The 17553-nt window shown below is 44.0% G+C and carries 21 protein-coding genes; 10 read left to right on the plus strand and 11 right to left on the minus strand.

Features of this window, described 5'->3' with window-relative positions:
- The first annotated feature begins 102 nt into the window (after positions 1-102).
- Positions 103-531, plus strand: a complete 429-nt coding sequence (locus MHH79_RS05175; RefSeq protein ID WP_100506249.1) for a GNAT family N-acetyltransferase — start codon at positions 103-105, stop codon at positions 529-531.
- 32 nt (positions 532-563) lie between these two features.
- On the opposite strand, the gene MHH79_RS05180 is transcribed toward MHH79_RS05175, so the two are convergent.
- Genes MHH79_RS05180 through sigM form a run of 3 tightly spaced genes read right to left on the minus strand, consistent with a single transcriptional unit; the run spans position 564 to position 2399 of the window.
- Positions 564-854 carry a hypothetical protein gene (locus tag MHH79_RS05180; protein WP_063334960.1) on the minus strand — a complete coding sequence of 97 codons (291 nt, stop codon included), beginning with the start codon at positions 852-854 and terminating at the stop codon, positions 564-566.
- The gene (locus MHH79_RS05185) at positions 842-1918 is read right to left on the minus strand and encodes an anti-sigma factor (protein ID WP_010886459.1); all 1077 of its coding nucleotides are present in this window, start codon (positions 1916-1918) and stop codon (positions 842-844) included. The genes MHH79_RS05180 and MHH79_RS05185 overlap by 13 nt, the downstream gene beginning before the upstream one ends.
- Positions 1908-2399, minus strand: coding sequence for an RNA polymerase sigma factor SigM (sigM, locus tag MHH79_RS05190; protein WP_003224177.1), 492 nt, complete (start codon positions 2397-2399; stop codon positions 1908-1910). The genes MHH79_RS05185 and sigM overlap by 11 nt, the downstream gene beginning before the upstream one ends.
- Before the next feature lie 196 nt (positions 2400-2595).
- Between sigM and akrN the strand changes: the two genes are divergently transcribed.
- Positions 2596-3591, plus strand: a complete 996-nt coding sequence (gene akrN, locus MHH79_RS05195; RefSeq protein WP_003245422.1) for an aldo/keto reductase AkrN — start codon at positions 2596-2598, stop codon at positions 3589-3591.
- A 133-nt stretch (positions 3592-3724) separates the two neighbouring features.
- Positions 3725-4324 carry a 1-acylglycerol-3-phosphate O-acyltransferase gene (locus MHH79_RS05200; RefSeq protein ID WP_003233335.1) on the plus strand — a complete coding sequence of 200 codons (600 nt, stop codon included), beginning with the start codon at positions 3725-3727 and terminating at the stop codon, positions 4322-4324.
- A 68-nt stretch (positions 4325-4392) separates the two neighbouring features.
- On the opposite strand, the gene MHH79_RS05205 is transcribed toward MHH79_RS05200, so the two are convergent.
- Together MHH79_RS05205 and cueR are read right to left on the minus strand one after the other, a co-directional pair.
- Positions 4393-5727 carry a hemolysin family protein gene (locus MHH79_RS05205; protein WP_009966903.1) on the minus strand — a complete coding sequence of 445 codons (1335 nt, stop codon included), beginning with the start codon at positions 5725-5727 and terminating at the stop codon, positions 4393-4395.
- A 60-nt stretch (positions 5728-5787) separates the two neighbouring features.
- On the minus strand, positions 5788-6219 hold the full coding sequence (cueR, locus tag MHH79_RS05210; protein ID WP_010886460.1) for a Cu(I)-responsive transcriptional regulator: 432 nt from the start codon (positions 6217-6219) through the stop codon (positions 5788-5790).
- Positions 6220-6375: 156 nt separating this feature from the next.
- Between cueR and MHH79_RS05215 the strand changes: the two genes are divergently transcribed.
- Together MHH79_RS05215 and MHH79_RS05220 are read left to right on the plus strand one after the other, a co-directional pair.
- Entirely contained in the window at positions 6376-7557 is a 1182-nt protein-coding gene (locus tag MHH79_RS05215; RefSeq protein ID WP_047183551.1) for a pyridoxal phosphate-dependent aminotransferase, read from the plus strand.
- Positions 7558-7856: 299 nt separating this feature from the next.
- Positions 7857-9242: a hemolysin family protein gene (locus MHH79_RS05220; RefSeq protein WP_015483017.1), complete on the plus strand. Its 1386-nt coding sequence runs from the start codon at positions 7857-7859 to the stop codon at positions 9240-9242.
- 15 nt (positions 9243-9257) lie between these two features.
- On the opposite strand, the gene crcB is transcribed toward MHH79_RS05220, so the two are convergent.
- Genes crcB through MHH79_RS05235 form a run of 3 tightly spaced genes read right to left on the minus strand, consistent with a single transcriptional unit; the run spans position 9258 to position 10724 of the window.
- Positions 9258-9614: a fluoride efflux transporter CrcB gene (gene crcB / locus MHH79_RS05225; RefSeq protein WP_063334961.1), complete on the minus strand. Its 357-nt coding sequence runs from the start codon at positions 9612-9614 to the stop codon at positions 9258-9260.
- A complete protein-coding gene (locus MHH79_RS05230; protein ID WP_014479308.1) occupies positions 9611-10006 on the minus strand; it encodes a CrcB family protein in 396 nt (131 codons plus the stop codon). Before MHH79_RS05230 ends, crcB begins: the two co-directional genes overlap by 4 nt.
- On the minus strand, positions 9993-10724 hold the full coding sequence (locus MHH79_RS05235; RefSeq protein ID WP_015383217.1) for a glycerophosphodiester phosphodiesterase family protein: 732 nt from the start codon (positions 10722-10724) through the stop codon (positions 9993-9995). Before MHH79_RS05235 ends, MHH79_RS05230 begins: the two co-directional genes overlap by 14 nt.
- A 233-nt stretch (positions 10725-10957) precedes the next feature.
- On the opposite strand from MHH79_RS05235, the gene MHH79_RS05240 reads away from it, so the two are divergent.
- The 3 genes from MHH79_RS05240 (at position 10958) to srtN (ending at position 13142) form a co-directional block, all read left to right on the plus strand.
- Positions 10958-11065, plus strand: a complete 108-nt coding sequence (locus MHH79_RS05240; RefSeq protein WP_009966908.1) for a YhdX family protein — start codon at positions 10958-10960, stop codon at positions 11063-11065.
- 148 nt (positions 11066-11213) lie between these two features.
- Positions 11214-12329, plus strand: a complete 1116-nt coding sequence (gene mscY / locus MHH79_RS05245; RefSeq protein WP_063334962.1) for a small-conductance mechanosensitive channel protein MscY — start codon at positions 11214-11216, stop codon at positions 12327-12329.
- Positions 12330-12398: 69 nt separating this feature from the next.
- Complete coding sequence (gene srtN, locus MHH79_RS05250) at positions 12399-13142, plus strand: sirtuin NAD-dependent deacetylase (protein WP_063334963.1); 744 nt, start codon at positions 12399-12401, stop codon at positions 13140-13142.
- Between the two features lie 23 nt (positions 13143-13165).
- On the opposite strand, the gene MHH79_RS05255 is transcribed toward srtN, so the two are convergent.
- Positions 13166-14014, minus strand: a complete 849-nt coding sequence (locus MHH79_RS05255; RefSeq protein ID WP_063334964.1) for a polysaccharide deacetylase family protein — start codon at positions 14012-14014, stop codon at positions 13166-13168.
- 284 nt (positions 14015-14298) lie between these two features.
- On the opposite strand from MHH79_RS05255, the gene dat reads away from it, so the two are divergent.
- Entirely contained in the window at positions 14299-15147 is an 849-nt protein-coding gene (gene dat, locus MHH79_RS05260) for a D-amino-acid transaminase (protein ID WP_015483020.1), read from the plus strand.
- Between the two features lie 42 nt (positions 15148-15189).
- On the opposite strand, the gene nhaC is transcribed toward dat, so the two are convergent.
- Together nhaC and MHH79_RS05270 are read right to left on the minus strand one after the other, a co-directional pair.
- Complete coding sequence (gene nhaC, locus MHH79_RS05265; protein ID WP_319932082.1) at positions 15190-16551, minus strand: Na+/H+ antiporter NhaC; 1362 nt, start codon at positions 16549-16551, stop codon at positions 15190-15192.
- Between the two features lie 126 nt (positions 16552-16677).
- On the minus strand, positions 16678-17178 hold the full coding sequence (locus MHH79_RS05270) for a universal stress protein (protein ID WP_015383222.1): 501 nt from the start codon (positions 17176-17178) through the stop codon (positions 16678-16680).
- A 163-nt stretch (positions 17179-17341) separates the two neighbouring features.
- Here MHH79_RS05270 and MHH79_RS05275 point away from each other — a divergent pair, with 163 nt between their 5' ends.
- Positions 17342-17503 carry a hypothetical protein gene (locus MHH79_RS05275; protein ID WP_010886461.1) on the plus strand — a complete coding sequence of 54 codons (162 nt, stop codon included), beginning with the start codon at positions 17342-17344 and terminating at the stop codon, positions 17501-17503.
- The last annotated feature ends 50 nt before the right edge of the window (positions 17504-17553 follow it).

The raw sequence follows: 17553 nt of genomic DNA on the forward strand, positions 1-17553 counted from the left end.
CTCCTTTATATCTGGCATGGTCATTTTTTCTGATATTGGCTATTTGGCAAATGCCATTTATTAGCTATGATCATTGTAACGAAAGGAAAGGGGATTGAGAAGATGATCCATATGAAACAATTAACCTCGAAAGAAGAATGGGCTGAGTCGTATCCGATTATGAGTGAATTGAGAACAGAACTGGATATTGAGACGTATTTACAAAGGCTTGAAGTCTGTGTGCAGAAAGAATCGTATATGCTGTTTGCCTTATATGAGGATACAGCAATCAGAGCGCTGTGCGGGGCTCTGCCGAGGGTTTCCATTCATAAAGGAGAGCACTTGTGGATTGCGGATCTTGTTACAACGGCACCTTGCCGATCAAAGGGATACGGCAAAATGCTTTTGGATTATGCCTCAGACTGGGCGAGAAAAGCCGGACTTGGTTTTGTCAGTCTTTCATCTGGCCTTCAGCGTAAAGACGCACATCGATTTTATACAGATAAGATGGGTTTTACTATAGAAAGTTATTTGTTCCGAAAACCGGTATAACGAAAAAAAAGACGCCTGAAAAGGCGTCTTTTTTAAAAGCCAAACTGTAAATTCGTATCTACAGATACAATGGTATACACACAAATAATCACAAAGAGATTAAGGATGACGCCGAGCAGGCCGGGGCCTGTGCGCCCTCTCTTGATGAAGAGTTCAACAACGCCAAACGGAACGGCAGCCATGGCGAATGGAAGCATTTGATAGGAATAAAACGTGACGTTGCTGATAATGGCCAAATTCAGCAACAGCAGGGACAGAACCGCTGTCCCGACAGAGATCCAGCCGAATACATTGTGTTCTTTAAAAATTTTTACCAGTTCCATAATTCCACCTCGCCGACATTCGCTGATTTTACAGATTTATTTTTCAGCATGCGCTGGATTTCCTTGGTTGGCCCTGTAACGACCGAACCGTATACATTGACACCGTTTTTCTCTACATAATCTAATCGGTTATCTACATTCAGGTCTTTCCGTTTTGAAATGACCTGAGCCCATTTTTCGTGTTTGGACATGAATTTCAGGGCGTTGATAAACTGATCGCCATTCGACTTGCCTTTTGTATTAAGGGCGGCCAAGAACTTTGAATCCTTCCCAGGATAGCCAAGAGGTTCTGTGGAAGCTGTCTTATTTGTGTTTTTCTCTGTTTCGATTGCGTTCCACAAAAAGCTCACATCATAGCCTTTGAATTTGTTATACACGTCTTTTGTCGGATATGCACGGTCATATGAAAGGTAGACCTCTGATACCGTTCCTTCGGGCAATGTGCTTAACGTTTTTTCTGCTTTTGCGGTCGTTTGTTCAGACTTGTTTGAAGGATGTGTAAAGTAATGGCCAGTTTTATTCACTTCTAAGTCATAGTAGTTTACTGCCGGCGCTTTTACTTTGTTATAAAACATTTCAACCCGTTCATTCCCTACGGCAGCCGTCTTCGTGCCAATCTGCTTTTGCAGCGGGAATTCCGTATTCATTCCAAATAGCTTCACTTGGCTTTTCAGTCCGGAAGTATCAACAAGAACATTCGGCATGGTCAGGGCTACAGTGACTGCGGCAGTTTCCATAAACTCATTGCCGGTGCTGTGTTTTCCACCCATTCCGTAATAGAGGTAGCTTCCCAGCGTACAAAGCGGCAAAATCATCAATGTCGAAATGACGGCAAGCACAGAAATTCGCAAATAAGACTTGCGTTTGCCGTAGGCTAAAATCGCTTTTTGTTTTTCAGGACTGATGCTGAGATCCCAATCGTTATCGTCCTCGAGTTCGCTGTCAATCAGTTCCTGATATACTTCGAGCTTCTCAAGTTCTTCCTCAAATGCAGTCATTTCCTGGTCGCTCATTTCCCCATTTTTATATTGATCAAAACGCTTTTTAAATTCTTCATTCATCATTAACACCTCTATTATAAAGTGCTTTCAGCCGCTGTCTGGCACGAAATAAAACACTTTTAAAATTCGCCTCTGAAATATTCATAATATGGGATGCTTCTTTGTAGTTTAACTCTTTTAAATAATATAGCGTTAAGGCCTCCCGATAATTATCGGGGAGCTCGGACATATAACCAGTCAGCACTTCCTTTATCTCTACCTGATGGGCAGGACTTTGAACAGCATTTTGAAAGAGGCTTCCGATTAAGTCATCAGAAATGGTTACTTCTTTCTTATGCTTTCTGACGTAATCAATGAAGGCGTTTCGCGCCACTTGAAAAAGCCAGGGCTTTACTTTGCTGTGATCATAGGAGTGAATGTGTATGTATGCCCGCATAAAGGTTTCCTGCAGCAAGTCTTCAGCAAGATGCTTGTCTTTTGTCATGGAGAGCAGGAACCTGTAAACATCATTCATGTACATTTGGTAAATTTCATCGATCGTCACTGCCTTTTCTCCCCTCTATGTTATACACGCATAAGAAAGGTTTAAAGTTGCACATTACATGCAAACGGCTTTTTTATACCTAATCAAACACCATTACTATATAGTACCCAAAAATGGCCCCAAAAGATAGTGCGGAGAAATGTTTAACATTTTTTCCAGAGGGGAAAAAATAGTGAAAAAGTGAAGGAGTGGCACAATGGAATATACCAGTATAGCAGATACAGGAATAGAAGCCTCTAGAATCGGCCTCGGCACATGGGCCATTGGCGGAACGATGTGGGGAGGCACTGACGAAAAAACATCGATTGAAACAATCCGCGCCGCTCTTGATCAGGGGATTACACTGATTGACACCGCACCGGCTTACGGCTTCGGGCAGTCCGAGGAAATCGTCGGAAAGGCAATCAAAGAGTACGGTAAAAGAGACCAGGTGATTCTCGCAACGAAAACGGCTCTGGACTGGAAGAACAACCAGCTGTTCCGCCATGCGAACAGAGCGAGAATTGTAGAGGAAGTTGAGAATTCTTTGAAGCGGCTTCAAACAGACTATATTGATCTTTATCAGGTGCATTGGCCCGATCCGCTTGTGCCAATTGAAGAAACGGCTGAAGTCATGAAGGAATTATATGATGCGGGAAAAATCCGGGCGATTGGCGTCAGCAATTTTTCAATTGAGCAAATGGATACATTTCGCGCCGTCGCACCTCTCCATACGATTCAGCCTCCATATAATCTGTTTGAAAGAGAGATGGAAGAGAGTGTTCTTCCTTATGCGAAAGATAACAAGATAACAACATTATTATACGGCAGTTTATGCAGAGGGCTGTTAACAGGAAAAATGACCGAAGAGTATACATTTGAGGGCGATGATCTGCGTAATCACGATCCAAAATTCCAGAAGCCCCGCTTTAAAGAGTATCTTTCTGCTGTCAATCAATTGGATAAGCTGGCGAAGACACGTTATGGAAAATCAGTGATTCACTTGGCTGTCAGATGGATCTTAGATCAGCCGGGAGCGGATATCGCTCTTTGGGGAGCAAGAAAGCCTGGGCAGCTTGAGGCCCTATCTGAGATTACAGGCTGGACGCTGAACAGTGAAGATCAGAAAGATATCAATACTATATTGGAAAATACGATATCAGACCCTGTCGGACCGGAGTTTATGGCCCCGCCGACCAGAGAGGAAATATAACAAAAGCTGAGGATGAATCCTCAGTTTTTTGGCGTTTAACGGGAGAAATCTTAAAAATTAGTACCAGGTAATAAAAAATGTTGTTATAATAGATGACAGAAAGAATCATTGATTACGACAAAGGAAGTGCGATATGTATAAGTTTTGTGCAAATGCTTTAAAAGTTATTCTTTCTCTTCGCGGAGGAGTGAAGGTGTATAACAAAGAAAACCTTCCGGCCGATTCAGGTTTTGTCATCGCGTGTACACATTCCGGCTGGGTTGATGTGATTACACTCGGAGTCGGGATTCTTCCTTATCAAATACACTATATGGCGAAAAAAGAGCTTTTTCAAAATAAATGGATCGGTTCGTTTCTGAAGAAAATTCATGCCTTTCCGGTAGATCGGGAAAATCCCGGGCCAAGCAGTATTAAAACGCCGATTAAGCTGCTGAAAGAAGGAGAGATCGTCGGTATCTTCCCAAGCGGAACAAGAACCTCTGAGGATGTGCCTTTGAAAAGAGGTGCGGTGACGATTGCGCAAATGGGGAAAGCGCCGCTTGTCCCCGCTGCATATCAGGGCCCTTCAAGCGGAAAAGAATTATTCAAAAAAGGAAAAATGAAGCTGATTATCGGTGAGCCTCTTCACCAGGCTGATTTTGCCCACCTGCCTTCAAAGGAAAGACTTGCAGCAATGACAGAGGCTTTGAATCAGCGGATTAAAGAACTAGAGAATAAACTTGATCAGCTATAAGGCGTTATGAGAGATTGCCCTGAAACTGTGAAAATAAGAAAAGCACCTTATACAAGGTGCTTTTCTTATTATGCTTCCTGCTGGTTAGCTGTCTCCAGAAGTTCTTCTTCTTGAAGCTTTTTCACTTCAATATATGCGACGTGGTGGCCGTCAATTTCATTAATGATGAACTCGCAGCCCTCTTCGATGATGGAATCATCTTTTTCAACATCGTATTTTTGAGTAAGGAACCAGCCGCCGATTGTATCGACTTCTTCGTTCTCTAAATGAATGCCTAGCAGGTCGTTTACTTGGTCAATTAACACTTTTCCGTCAAGAATATAATGGCCTTCGCCGATTTTGCGGATTTCGCTAATTTCATCAATATCAAATTCGTCGCGGATTTCACCGACAATTTCCTCAATGATGTCCTCAACCGTCACAAGCCCGGCAGTACCGCCGTATTCATCAGACAATATGGCCATGTGGACCCTCTCTTTTTGCATTTTGACAAGCAGGTCTTGGATCGGCGCAGATTCAATGACATGAATGATCGGGTTGACGAATTGAGAAATGGTGGAATCAACAGATACCTCACCGCTGATGCAGGCGGTCAGCACTTCTTTAATGTTAATAACCCCGATAATGTTATCTTTATCGCCCTCTTCCACAGGGTAGCGGGTATATTTTTCAATCTGAATGATGTCCATCATTTCAGAAATCTTGATATCATGCGGAAGGCTGACAATTTCGGTCCGCGGAATCATAATTTCTTTCGCAAGCCTGTCGTCAAATTCAAAGATTTTATTCACATATTTAAACTCTGATTGGTTGATTTCACCGCTTTTATAGCTTTCAGACAAAATGATTCGCAGCTCTTCTTCTGAGTGAGCCAGTTCGTTTTCTGAAACGGTCTCCAGGCCAAATGCTTTGGTCAATAACCGTGCGGAATTGTTCAAAAGCCAAATGAATGGGAACGCGATGCGGTAAAACCAAATCAGCGGTTTCGCAAACAGCATAGACACTGCTTCCGCCTTTTGGATAGCGACTGTCTTAGGTGCAAGTTCTCCGACAACAACGTGTAAGAACGTGATAATGGCATACGCAAAAATAAACGATATGACATGTGAAAGGGAACCTGGAACGTTCATTTGTACGAAAAGCGGGTGAAGCAGCCTTTCGATCGTTGATTCACCTAAAACCCCTAATCCGATGGAAGTCAATGTAATTCCGAGCTGACACGCAGATAAATATTCATCAAGATGCGTGGTCACTTTTTTTACGGCTATTGCTGCTTTATTTCCTTCCGCGATCAGCTGATCGATCCGTGAGCCTCTGATTCTGATAATGGCAAACTCAGATGCCACGAAAAATGCCGTCAGGGCGATTAAAACAGCAACTAAAATCAAATTCACTATGTCCAATTAGAACCTTCACTCTAGCAATGAGAATGAAGGTAACACCTCCTGTTAGATAAAATGGTTTTAACTTAACAGCAGCATAAATGATTGGAACACGGCGAGCTTTTCAGGCGGGAGTTTGCTTTTCAGCTTGTCACGATCCTCGGGCTTCAGCCGTTCAAACCGATGCAAGATTCCGGAGATGTTTTGATTCATATGATCAATTTCTAATGCCAGATTTCCAATTTCATCATCAAGTTTAGCTGAAGAGGGAAACTGGTTCTCCAGTCGATCTTTAATATCGGACAGGGCCAATCGCTGCTTCTTGCAATCTACAATAAATATAAGTCGTTTGAGTGCATTTTCGTCGTAGTAACGGTAATTTGAACAGGATCTGGCCGGCGTAAGCAGACCGAGATTCGTATAATAATCAACTGTCCGTTTCGTTACTCCGGCGAGTGCCGCTAGTTCACTGATGCGATAAGTCTCAGCCCCATCTATATCCCTCCCAACCATCACGTTATAGTTATGAGAATAGTTTAATATATGAACGGTGTCTTGCACAAGTTTATTGTTTTTTTCGGACCGGAATTGGAAGTTGTGGAATTCATCATCTGATTGAAGTAACATAGGAAGATAGAATTTTCAAATTTTTATATGCGGAAGGGACAGATGAAATTGGCTGGGTTATCCCGGGAAGTTGAAGAAAACTTAAATAAAGGATCATGGATTCGCAAGCTGTTTGATGAAGGTGCAAGGCTGAAGAAGGAGTTCGGGGAAGACCAGGTATTTGATTTTTCACTCGGCAACCCGATTGTTGAACCGCCTGAAGCTTTTAAGAGAGCGTTAATAGAGGAAGCTGAAAAAGGCAGCCACGGATACATACAAAACCAAGGGCTTCCTGCAGCCAGAGAAAAAGTCGCGCAATTTCTGGGGTCGCGTTTTGAAGCTGATTTCTCAGCGGAGCGTATCGTCATGACGGTGGGCGCGGGAGGCGCTTTGAATGTTGCGTTAAAAAGCATCGTAAACCCTGGGGAAGAGGTCATTATTCTCGCACCTTATTTTGCCGAATATAAGTTGTATATTGAGAACTACGGGGGAAAGCCCGTCAGCTGCCCGTTGACAGGCCGGTTTGAGATCGACATTGAAGCGGTAAGGCAATCGATCACTCCACAGACGAAAGGGCTGATCCTCAATACACCGCATAACCCCACAGGCACGGTTCTCAGCCAGAAAAATATAGACGATTTAGGCGCTTTATTAAAAGAAATAGAAGAGAAGAGCGGCCAGACGATTTATGTGCTGTTTGATGAACCGTACAGTCAATTAATCTATGATGAAGAGCTGGCAAATCCGTTTCAATCGTACCATCGTGTGATATTGGCTAGCTCATTCAGTAAAGATCTCGGCATAGCCGGGGAGCGGCTCGGGTATATCGGATTGGACAGCCGAATGCCGGATGCGGACCTTTTGATCAACGCTTTTGTGTATTGTAATCGAACGCTTGGATTTGTGAATGCCCCTGTCATGATGCAGCGGGCTGTGGCACGAATGGATGATTTAAGAGTAGACGCGAGCGCTTATAAAGAGCGCCGGGATTTAATGGTAGACATTTTAAAAGAAGCCGGTTTTGAATTTGAAATGCCAAAGGGAGGTTTCTTTGTTTTTCCGAGATCGCCGATTGAAGATGAAGTTGCATTTTGCGTGCATGCCGCCCAAAAATACAAATTATTAATTGTGCCGAGCAGCGGATTTGGAATGAGCGGGCATTTCCGATTATCCTTCAGTGTGCCGATCGAGCAGATTAAAAACTCACGGGACATTTTCATTTCTTTATATAAAGATTTTGCTTAAGAAGGCAAAGAAAAGAAAACAGTTTTCAAGGCTGTTTTCTTTTTATATCCGCAAAATCCTTCCTCTTCCAATCCAGACAGGCGCAGAATTGACCATGATAAAAGTCTAAAAATTAAAAATCATTTTTGGAATGAGTTGTGTTACAATAAAATATACAATTTATAATCAAACTTTGACTTTTGGAGGTGGTATGATGGGGCCCTCTGCTTAGGCAACAATACACCGCGTACCTCAATGTTAAGGAAAAATGATTATATCAGGAGGTGACTCCTTATCCTTTGTTGAGAGGATAGGGTTAAATGGACGATATTGACAGTCTGATTTTAATTGGCGTGCTCATTGCTTTAACCGCGTTTTTCGTTGCAAGCGAGTTTGCGATTGTTAGAGTAAGGAGATCCAGAATAGATCAGCTTATCACAGAAGGAAACAAACGGGCGATACTCGCAAGGCGTGTCATTACAGATTTGGATGAATATTTATCCGCATCCCAGCTAGGCATTACATTGACATCAATCGGGCTTGGCGTACTGGGTGAGCCGGCCTTTGAACGGCTGCTGCATCCACTGTTTGAACCGCTCGGCTTGCCGGAATCGGTTTCACATGCAGTCTCTTTTGCAGTCGCGTACGGCTTGATCACGTTCCTGCACGTTGTTGTAGGTGAACTGGCCCCGAAAACGGTCGCGATTCAAAAGGCAGAACAGCTGACTTTACTGATAGCGGGCCCTTTGCGTTTATTCTATTTGCTCCTGTTTCCGTTTATTTGGATCCTCAATGGATCGGCGCGGCTTTTATGCGGGATGTTCGGTTTGAAGCCTGCGTCAGAACATGATGGTTCCCATTCTGAGGAAGAACTCAGGATGCTGTTATCTGAGAGTTTAAAAAACGGAGAGATTAATCCGTCTGAATATAAATATGTGAATAAGATTTTTGAATTTGATAATCGGATCGCCAAAGAAATTATGATACCGCGGAAGGAAATGGCTGCTGTGTCAACTGAGATGACGATGGCCGAGATGCTTGAAGTCATGCTGAAGGAAAAATACACGCGCTGGCCAGTCACAGATGGAGACAAAGACAGTGTGATCGGTTTGGTCAATACGAAGCATTTGTTTTCTGATTTGCTGTTTATGACAGAAGAAGAACGAATGAAGATGACGATCCATCCGTATGTGAGGCCGGTCATCGAAGTGATTGAAACGATCCCGGTTCATGACTTGCTGATTAAAATGCAGCGCGAGCGCATTCATATGGCTATATTGTCGGATGAATACGGAGGAACCTCGGGACTTGTGACGACAGAGGATATTCTTGAGGAAATTGTCGGAGAGATCAGAGATGAATTTGATGAAGATGAACAGCCGCTGATCCAAAAGCTTGGCGACGGCCATTATGTGATGGATGGAAAGGTTCGGATCGATCAGGTGAACAGCCTTCTTGGCGCATCGATTCAAGAAGACGTCGATACGATCGGCGGGCTGATATTAAAAGAAAACATCGATATTGAGGCTGGTGAATCCATTCGCATCGGTTCATATACGATAAAGGTGCTGAAGATGGACGGCCGATTAATCAAGCAAATCGATATAAAAGAAGAAGCCGGCAACACAACCGGGATTACGGCGCACCACAAGCTGCCGCTGCCTGAGCCTGTGATGCTGAACAGTGCAACCTTGAGCGAGAAATAAGCTCAAGGTTTTTTTTTATATTGTGATTATCCAGCCGCACCAAAATGCCAAAAGCGACCCGTAAAGTGTCAGGGCGATGTACAAGATGCTTTCTATTACACGTTTGGCCATAAGGAGTTGAATACTTTCAACGCTGAAAGTGGAAAAGGTCGTAAAGGCGCCAAAAAACCCCGTGCCGATGATAAGCGAGACCGAAGCATTTGCAACGTGAAGTCCTGTAAATATTCCGAGCCCGAGAGCTCCGAGAATATTGACTGTCAGTATGCCAATGGGCAGGCTGAGACCTTTGGTTTTGGCGGTTATGACATTGCCAAGCCAGAAGCGAAGCATTGCGCCAAGTCCGCCCCCTATGAAAATACCCGCTAGTGTCATCTTTCCTGCAGCCCCTTTCTTTGCTGAATGCCTGCTATGCGCCGTCCCGCAAAAACACCAATCAGTGCAAATATGATCCCTGATATCAATGAGGCTGCCACATATAAAAGAGCCAATGAGGGTTGTCCTTGCAAAAGCATCACTGTTTCCTTAGAAAACGTGGACATTGTTGTGAAGCCTCCGCAAAAGCCGGTGCCTAAAAAAGCCGACAGCAGAGGCCGTTTTGCCCCGATCATAAAAAATCCGGTCAAAATGCCTAATAGGAGGCTGCCTGCCGCATTTTCCAGCCAGGTTGCCGCCGGGAACTGACCGGTGTGTATCCATAAGTTTAATCCGTATCGGAGGCAGGCGCCAAGCGCGCCTCCGATAAAAACCGCGCTATATATTTTCATGTTTGCCATCCTTTATGATGAAATCCGGGTAATCTGTAACGATGCCGTCCACGCCCATGGCTTGTAATTTTGCCGCTGTCTTTTGATTGTTGACAGTCCATGCAAATATGGTTAAGCCATTTTTATGGACGGAGCCGATCATCAGACGGTTGAGCCGTGTGTATTTTATATTGACATAGTTTGCAAAAGAGCGGAAGGCCTTCATCTGATTTCTGGACAGCATGCCAAAGTTGGGCCTTGTAATGATGGCTGTCGGAATCGATGGATAAAGCTCGCGGAATCTTTGGACGGAGCGGAACTGAAAGGATTGAACAATATTATTGATAGAAAAAGAAAATTGCCCTAATAGCTGCCCCACCTCTTCTTCAATTCCGACTTGAGACGGATGGCCTTTTAGTTCAATTAAAAGGCCGATTTTTTTGTGGTAGCGCTTGAGCACCGCTTCCAGGGTCGGAATACGCTCTCCTTGAAAAGCGGGGCCGTACCAGCTTCCTGCATCGAGTTTTTGCAATTCCTCCAAGGTAAAATCCTTAACAAAGCCCGATCCGTTTGTTGTTCGGTCAACCCTGTCATCGTGTATCACAACAATCTGCCTGTCTTTTGTAAGCTGGACATCCAGTTCGATCATATCTGCATTCATTTTCACCGCAAGGTCAAATGCGGCAATCGTATTTTCCGGAGCGTAGCCGGATGCTCCGCGATGGGCAATGATGTACAAGCTAAGTCAGCTCCTCGTATGGGCATTTCTGTTATTGTATCAAATCCATATATGCACCGCGATACAAACTGGTGAATTTTTTCTGCCATATCGGAATGGTCCGGGCTGAGGAATGCGTATAACTAAAAAAAGACACTCAGCGTATCAGAACACATTTCGTCAGAAAATTAGGTCTTTCGACATGTTCACAACAAAATATGATCCTTTATAATAGCAAAAAAGGAGGCGAGATCATGGGAAAAGGGAGAATCAGAGTGGAGGAAAGAATTAAAGCCGAAACGGATGCTGAAATGCAAAAAGCAACTCTCCTTGATCAGACACAAACGAAAAAAGGTAAGTGACTGTCCCTATTGAATCTGGCTGATAGATGAATTGAGAAATGACCCCGGCGTTTCGCCGGGGTTTTGTGCTGCAAAAGACATTTAAATGAACATCCTTACGAATATTTTAGTATAATAAACAATTGATTGGGATAGAGGGGAGACAGTCATGCCGGATTATCTGCAGCAGTATTTTACGCTTGATATCATCATTCAAATCGGCATCAGCTTGGCGATTTTGCTGGTGTTTCTTATACTTAGAAAATTATTCACAAGATATTTCTTTAACCTGCTTTTTAATTTGACAAACCGGCCGAAAACAGAAATTTTTAAACAGGTGGTTCTGGCGTTTGATAAGCCGGCCAGATGGTTTTTTGTTGCCCTTGGGCTGTTTTTAGCGATCCGGTATTCACCGTTTTTAGATGAGCAAATGCCGGTCATCAGCAAAATATACCGCTCACTGATTGTGGCGCTCTTGTGCTGGGGTCTTTGTAACTTGACCGCAACATCGTCGTTTATCTTCCATAAGGTGAATCAGCGCTTCGAGCTTGACATGGATGACATTCTGGCTCCGTTTTTATCCAAATTGCTTCGTTTTGTGATCATTGCGCTCAGTGTCAGTGTGATCGCTCAGGAATTCAATTATGATGTCAACGGATTTGTAGCGGGCCTAGGTCTTGGTGGGCTGGCTTTTGCGCTTGCCGCGAAGGATACCATCAGCAACTTCTTCGGCGGTATTATTATTATTACTGAAAAGCCGTTTACAATTGGTGACTGGGTGGAGACGTCGACAGTAACAGGATCAGTCGAGGATATTACTTTTAGGAGCACGAGATTCAGAACAGCACAGGGGGCGCTTGTAACGGTGCCGAACTCTACGCTGTCGATGGAAGCGATCACGAACTGGACAAGAATGACCAAACGCCAGATTACGTTTTCCATCCATGTGTCCTACGCTACGCCGATTGAGAATCTTGAACGCTCCATTCATTCTCTCAGAACAATGCTCTTAGAGCATGAGGGCATTGATAATGAAACAATCATGGTCAACTTTGATACGTTTGCCGACAGCTACTACAATTTATTTTTTAACTTCTATACAAAAACGACGGTTTGGGCTGAAAACCTTAATATTAGAGAGGATATCAACTATAAAATTATTGAGATTTTAGGTGCAGAAGGCGTTCAGTTTGCATATCCTGGCCAAATGGTTGTTGTCAAGCAAAAGCACGAAAGCGACCCATTCCAGGTGAATCTAAATAAAGAGGAAAAGGAACGGGCTTAAAAGAGAGACTTCGTCTGACAGAGGCGGAGTCTTTTTCATGGTAAAATAAGAGAAAAAGGCGGTGTTGAGTTGGAAGCATTCAAAAGTATTCTACATGAAGCACAGCGAATTGTTGTGCTGACCGGAGCGGGAATGAGCACAGAATCAGGGATTCCCGACTTTCGTTCAGCAGGGGGCATTTGGACGGAAGATGCCTCAAGAATGGAAGCGATGAGCCTTGATTATTTTTTAAGTCATCCGCGTCTGTTTTGGCCCAAATTCAAAGAATTGTTCCAGATGAAAATGAGCGGCAGCTTTGAACCGAATGAAGGCCATTTGCTTTTAGCTGAGCTGGAGAAGCAAGGGAAGCAGGTCGATATTTTTACGCAAAACATTGACGGTCTTCATAAAAAAGCGGGGAGCAGGCATGTATACGAACTGCATGGTTCTATCCAGACAGCAGCTTGTCCGGCATGCGGCGCCCGATATGATCTTCCCCATTTGCTGGAGCGGGAGGTGCCGGAGTGCACGGCGCCCGGAAACAATGGGGACATTTGCGGAACGGTATTAAAAACCGATGTTGTTCTCTTTGGCGACGCCGTCATGCACTTTGACACCCTTTATGAAAAGCTGGATCAAGCAGATCTTTTATTGGTTATCGGCACGTCTCTCGAAGTGGCTCCGGCTAGATTTGTGCCTGAGGATGCAAGTCTGATTCCCGGCATGAAGAAAGTCATCATAAACCTTGAACCAACGTATTGCGACAGCTTGTTTGACATGGTCATCCATCAAAAAATCGGCGAGTTTGCCCGAAGTTTGGGCATAAAAAAGTGAGCCGCCTTATGCGCCTCACTTTTTTATTCATGAACAGGAACCATTGTGTCCTCTAACACTCCGAAGGAATAGCCTTTTTCTTTTAATTTATTGATTAGTACCGGCAGCGCGTTTACGGTAGCGGGAAGATCATGCATGAGAATCACATTTGGGCGGCCTGAAGAGCTGTGTTCCATATTTTCAAGCTGCTCTAACACGGCCGTCACATACTTTGAATTTCGGTATTTCCAGTCCATGCTGTCAATCGTCCAATCCCAGTACACAAAACCGTCTTTCTCAAGATTGCGGATTTGTGAGGGGGTTAGTGACGGTTTGCTTCCGTATGGCGTTCTGACAAGATCGGTTTTATAACCTGTAATGTCCTGCAGCGTGTCACGCGCCTCCTGCATTTCTTTTAGAGGAGATGTCGGTGTTTGATAGAACAATCTGTTATTGTGGGTAACGCCATGTAAACCGAGTGCGTGGCCTTCCTTTTCTGCTCTTTTCACAGCTTGTTTGAATTCGTTCATCCGCGGTGACAGCATAAAAAACGTCGCTTTTACATCAGCGCTTTTCAGTACATCGAGCAAGCGGTTTGTAAAGGCTGACGGGCCGTCATCGAAGGTTAAGTAAACCGTTTTATCTCCCATGTCCTGCTTTGTCTGCAGATGTTTTATCAGCAGATCGGGGGAGTCGTTTTTCAGCTTAAGGCTTTCCTTCTCATCTCGAAGCTGTCCGTTAGTTGTGACAGTGACTTCCTTTGCTTTCGTTGAACTGTTGGAATAACCCAAAATCACCATAAGCAAAAGCAGCACGCATAAAACTGCTAAACTTGCAAATTTAAAAGCAAGCGAAACTGCAGAAGGAGAAGCCTCTCCTCTCGTTTGTCGCATAACAATCTCTCCATTGGCATAAAATCTCTACATAATGCTGTACAGCAGGCAGCTTATGAAGATGCCTTATGTTTACAACCTATGTATTACCAGTCAAGTATACAGGAATAAAACTGGAAAGCACATAGAAAATTTGTCGAAATGTCAGATTTTAAGGAAAAAATAAACTCCTTTCCGCTATAGATCTCTTGATCTTTTTGTTTTTCAGCTTGTCCAATATGGTAGAATTAGTGACAATGACAGCTTGAATTACATCAGGGACATCTCGAAAAGGGAGGGCTTTTATGAAGGTTTTAGTCAATGGCCGGCTGATTGGGCGCAGTGAAGCATCAATCGATTTGGAAGATCGCGGTTATCAGTTTGGTGACGGCATCTATGAAGTGATCAGGGTGTACAAAGGAGTATTGTTTGGCTTACGTGAGCATGCTGAGCGTTTTTTCAGAAGTGCTGCTGAAATCGGAATTTCACTGCCATTCAGTATAGAAGATCTCGAGTGGGACCTGCAAAAGCTTGTACAGGAAAATGCGGTCAGTGAGGGAGCGGTATACATTCAGACAACAAGAGGTGTGGCCCCGCGAAAACACCAGTATGAAGCCGGCCTCGAGCCGCAGACTACTGCTTATACGTTTACGGTGAAAAAACCGGAGCAAGAGCAGGCATACGGAGTGGCGGCCATTACAGATGAGGATCTTCGCTGGCTAAGATGTGATATCAAAAGTCTGAATTTACTGTATAATGTCATGACAAAGCAAAAGGCCTATGAAGCGGGAGCATTTGAAGCCATTTTACTTAGGGACGGCGTTGTTACGGAGGGTACATCCTCTAACGTTTATGCCGTTATCAACGGCACGGTGCGAACACATCCAGCTAACCGGCTCATTCTCAATGGAATTACACGGATGAATATTTTAGGACTGATTGAAAAGAATGGGATCAAACTGGATGAGACTCCTGTCAGTGAAGAAGAGTTGAAACAGGCGGAAGAGATCTTTATTTCGTCAACGACGGCAGAAATTATTCCGGTCGTGACGCTCGATGGACAATCGGTCGGAAGCGGGAAACCCGGACCGGTGACCAAACAGCTTCAGGCTGCTTTTCAAGAAAGCATTCAACAGGCTGCTAGCATTTCATAAATGAACGAAGAAAAGAGCCCGCTTTATACAGCGGAGCTCTTTTTATTTTTTAACAAATCCAATCAAAATGGAGATCATCGGCGATATATAGAGGAAGAACGTAAACGGGATGTAGTCTATGACTGGAACACCAAGTGCGCTCGCCATAAATGCGCCGCTGACGCCCCAAGGAATCAATGGGTTAATTAATGTTCCGCCGTCCTCTAATGACCTTGTCAGAAATTTTCGCTGGATGTTTTGTTTGTCATATAAGGATTTAAATGATTGTCCCGGTATTAATATCGATAAATACTGTTCGCCGGTTGCCAAGTTGACGCCGATGCTTGAGCAGACAGTTGCTGCAACAAGACGGCCTTTTGAGCGGATGCCTTTCATGACGCCTTCCAATAGTGCAGAAATCAATCCGATTTTCTCCATCAATCCGCCAAGTGCAAAAGCAATCATAATGAGAGAGACAGAGCCCATCATGGATTGCAGTCCGCCTCTGTTGATAATTTTAGCGGCTGCCTCATTGTCAGTTTCGAAAGTTGTGCCATTTTGCAAAGCTGTCATAAACGCCTGCAGGCTGCTGTCGGGTACAAAAATAGCAGTCAAAATTCCCGAGGAAATAATTCCGGCAGTCAGAACGGGGATTACTGATACCCGTTTAATTGCCAGCAAAACGACTAAGAGCGGAGAAAGAAGGGCCCACGGTGTCACGTTTGCAGCATCTTTTATTCCGGTTATGACCTGCTGAATATTATCGGTTGAAGCAGCGTCCGCTGACACTGATGAACCGAGAAAGTAAAACAGAACGACAGTGACGAGCAAAGCTGGAATGGTTGTGCCCATCATATGGCGAATGTGTTCAAAGATCGGTATTTCGCCTATCCCGGCTGCAAAGTTGGTTGTGTCCGACATCGGCGACATTTTATCCCCAAAACAAGCGCCGCATATGACTGCGCCTGCTGTCCATTCAAGCGGAACGCCAGCCGCGCTCGCCACGCCAATCAGCGCTACTCCGATTGTGCTTACAGTTGTCAGGCTTGAGCCAACAAGTGTGCTGATAATCATACATGAAAACAAAGCAGTCAACAGAAGGTGGCTTGGTTCAATAAAGGCTAGGGCATAAACTGTCACAGTCGGTATTGCGCCGCTGTACATCCAGGCGCCGATTAAGATGCCGATCAGCGCTAGAACAATAATCGGCTGTACGCCGTTTTTGATCCCATCTACAATCCCTTTTTCAATGCTCTTCCAGGAAAATCCAAACCATAAAGCTGCTGCTGAAAGCATGACAACACTTAAAAACAGCGGGATATGAGGTTCTACATGAAGCAAGAATAAGCAAGAAATAATAATGCATAACATGAATATAAATAAACCGACGGCTAACGGAAACGTCAGCTTTTTTTGAGAATCCAAAATAACACCCCATATTTATCTTTAATGCTTTTGTGCTTTTGGGCACGAAAGCATTATAACAGAAAAAAACGAAAATCTATGTTTTTTCACAATTATGAATATAAAAGAAGTGAGCACAGGGCGTGCTCACTTTACAATCAGGACGGGTATATCCGATTTTGCTGAAAGCTTTTCACTTACACTTCCGAATATTAGCTTTTTCAGCCTGTTTTGGTCTCTGCTTCCGGTTACGATCATATCGGCAGAAATGCGGTTTGCATGCTCGATAATTGATTCAGCCGGATCGCCTTCTAATATATCGATATCTCCATCTGCCTGCTGTTCATTCAGCATCATTCTGGCTTCGGCGATGACTTCTTCCGTACGGTCTTCATAGATCATTGGCTCAGGTGATGTTACATCCGATATCAGTGGATCAGGAACACTTGTCACGCCTCCGCTGATATAGCTTGCCTCAGCTGCGGGTCTGGGCGGGTCGATGACGGTCTGATTGTCTTTCATATCATGTGAATGGGCGACGGTAATAGTGGCATTTACGGTTTTAGCAAGATCAATGGCTGTCTGAAGCGCTTTCTTACTATTTTCACTTCCGTCAAACGCAACAATGATACGGTCAGCATGGAACATCCTTCTCACCCTTTCAAAGCGTCTTACAACACTACTACCCGAATTTGAGTACAATTAACCTTTTCCTATTCAAGTAATGATTGACAATAAAAGGTTTTGTTTATATGATGATAAAAAGATGAAATCAGAATGGAAGGAGGGTTTGCTATGCCAAGGAATTTGCGTGTTTATCAAACAGTTTCATATTGGCGCGGCAAATCTTTTGTTCTGTTTTCGTGAACGGTTTTTTAGGTCGGACCGCGCGCTGAAAAGCGCTGTGCGTAACATATCGGTTAAAAAAGGCATGGAGCTGACGCTTCATGCCTTTTTTATATACAAAATCTAAGGAAAGACAGGTGTATGGGATGTGAAGACAAATACAGAGGCGAGGGCTGT

The organism is Bacillus sp. FSL K6-0993, assembly GCF_037977205.1.
Taxonomy (GTDB): domain Bacteria; phylum Bacillota; class Bacilli; order Bacillales; family Bacillaceae; genus Bacillus; species Bacillus subtilis.

Bases quoted from the DNA above. Each gene is read 5' to 3' on its own strand.
- MHH79_RS05255 (WP_063334964.1), bottom strand. From the start codon at position 14,014: ATGCGACAAACGAGAGGAGAGGCTTCTCCTTCTGCAGTTTCGCTTGCT.
- MHH79_RS05175 (WP_100506249.1), top strand. From the start codon at position 103: ATGATCCATATGAAACAATTAACCTCGAAAGAAGAATGGGCTGAGTCG.
- crcB (WP_063334961.1), bottom strand. From the start codon at position 9,614: ATGACACTAGCGGGTATTTTCATAGGGGGCGGACTTGGCGCAATGCTT.
- MHH79_RS05270 (WP_015383222.1), bottom strand. From the start codon at position 17,178: ATGTTCCATGCTGACCGTATCATTGTTGCGTTTGACGGAAGTGAAAAT.
- MHH79_RS05240 (WP_009966908.1), top strand. From the start codon at position 10,958: ATGGGAAAAGGGAGAATCAGAGTGGAGGAAAGAATTAAAGCCGAAACG.
- akrN (WP_003245422.1), top strand. From the start codon at position 2,596: ATGGAATATACCAGTATAGCAGATACAGGAATAGAAGCCTCTAGAATC.
- MHH79_RS05180 (WP_063334960.1), bottom strand. From the start codon at position 854: ATGGAACTGGTAAAAATTTTTAAAGAACACAATGTATTCGGCTGGATC.
- dat (WP_015483020.1), top strand. From the start codon at position 14,299: ATGAAGGTTTTAGTCAATGGCCGGCTGATTGGGCGCAGTGAAGCATCA.
- MHH79_RS05220 (WP_015483017.1), top strand. From the start codon at position 7,857: ATGGACGATATTGACAGTCTGATTTTAATTGGCGTGCTCATTGCTTTA.
- MHH79_RS05200 (WP_003233335.1), top strand. From the start codon at position 3,725: ATGTATAAGTTTTGTGCAAATGCTTTAAAAGTTATTCTTTCTCTTCGC.
- MHH79_RS05215 (WP_047183551.1), top strand. From the start codon at position 6,376: ATGAAATTGGCTGGGTTATCCCGGGAAGTTGAAGAAAACTTAAATAAA.
- cueR (WP_010886460.1), bottom strand. From the start codon at position 6,219: ATGGTTGGGAGGGATATAGATGGGGCTGAGACTTATCGCATCAGTGAA.
- MHH79_RS05230 (WP_014479308.1), bottom strand. From the start codon at position 10,006: ATGAAAATATATAGCGCGGTTTTTATCGGAGGCGCGCTTGGCGCCTGC.
- MHH79_RS05185 (WP_010886459.1), bottom strand. From the start codon at position 1,918: ATGATGAATGAAGAATTTAAAAAGCGTTTTGATCAATATAAAAATGGG.
- mscY (WP_063334962.1), top strand. From the start codon at position 11,214: ATGCCGGATTATCTGCAGCAGTATTTTACGCTTGATATCATCATTCAA.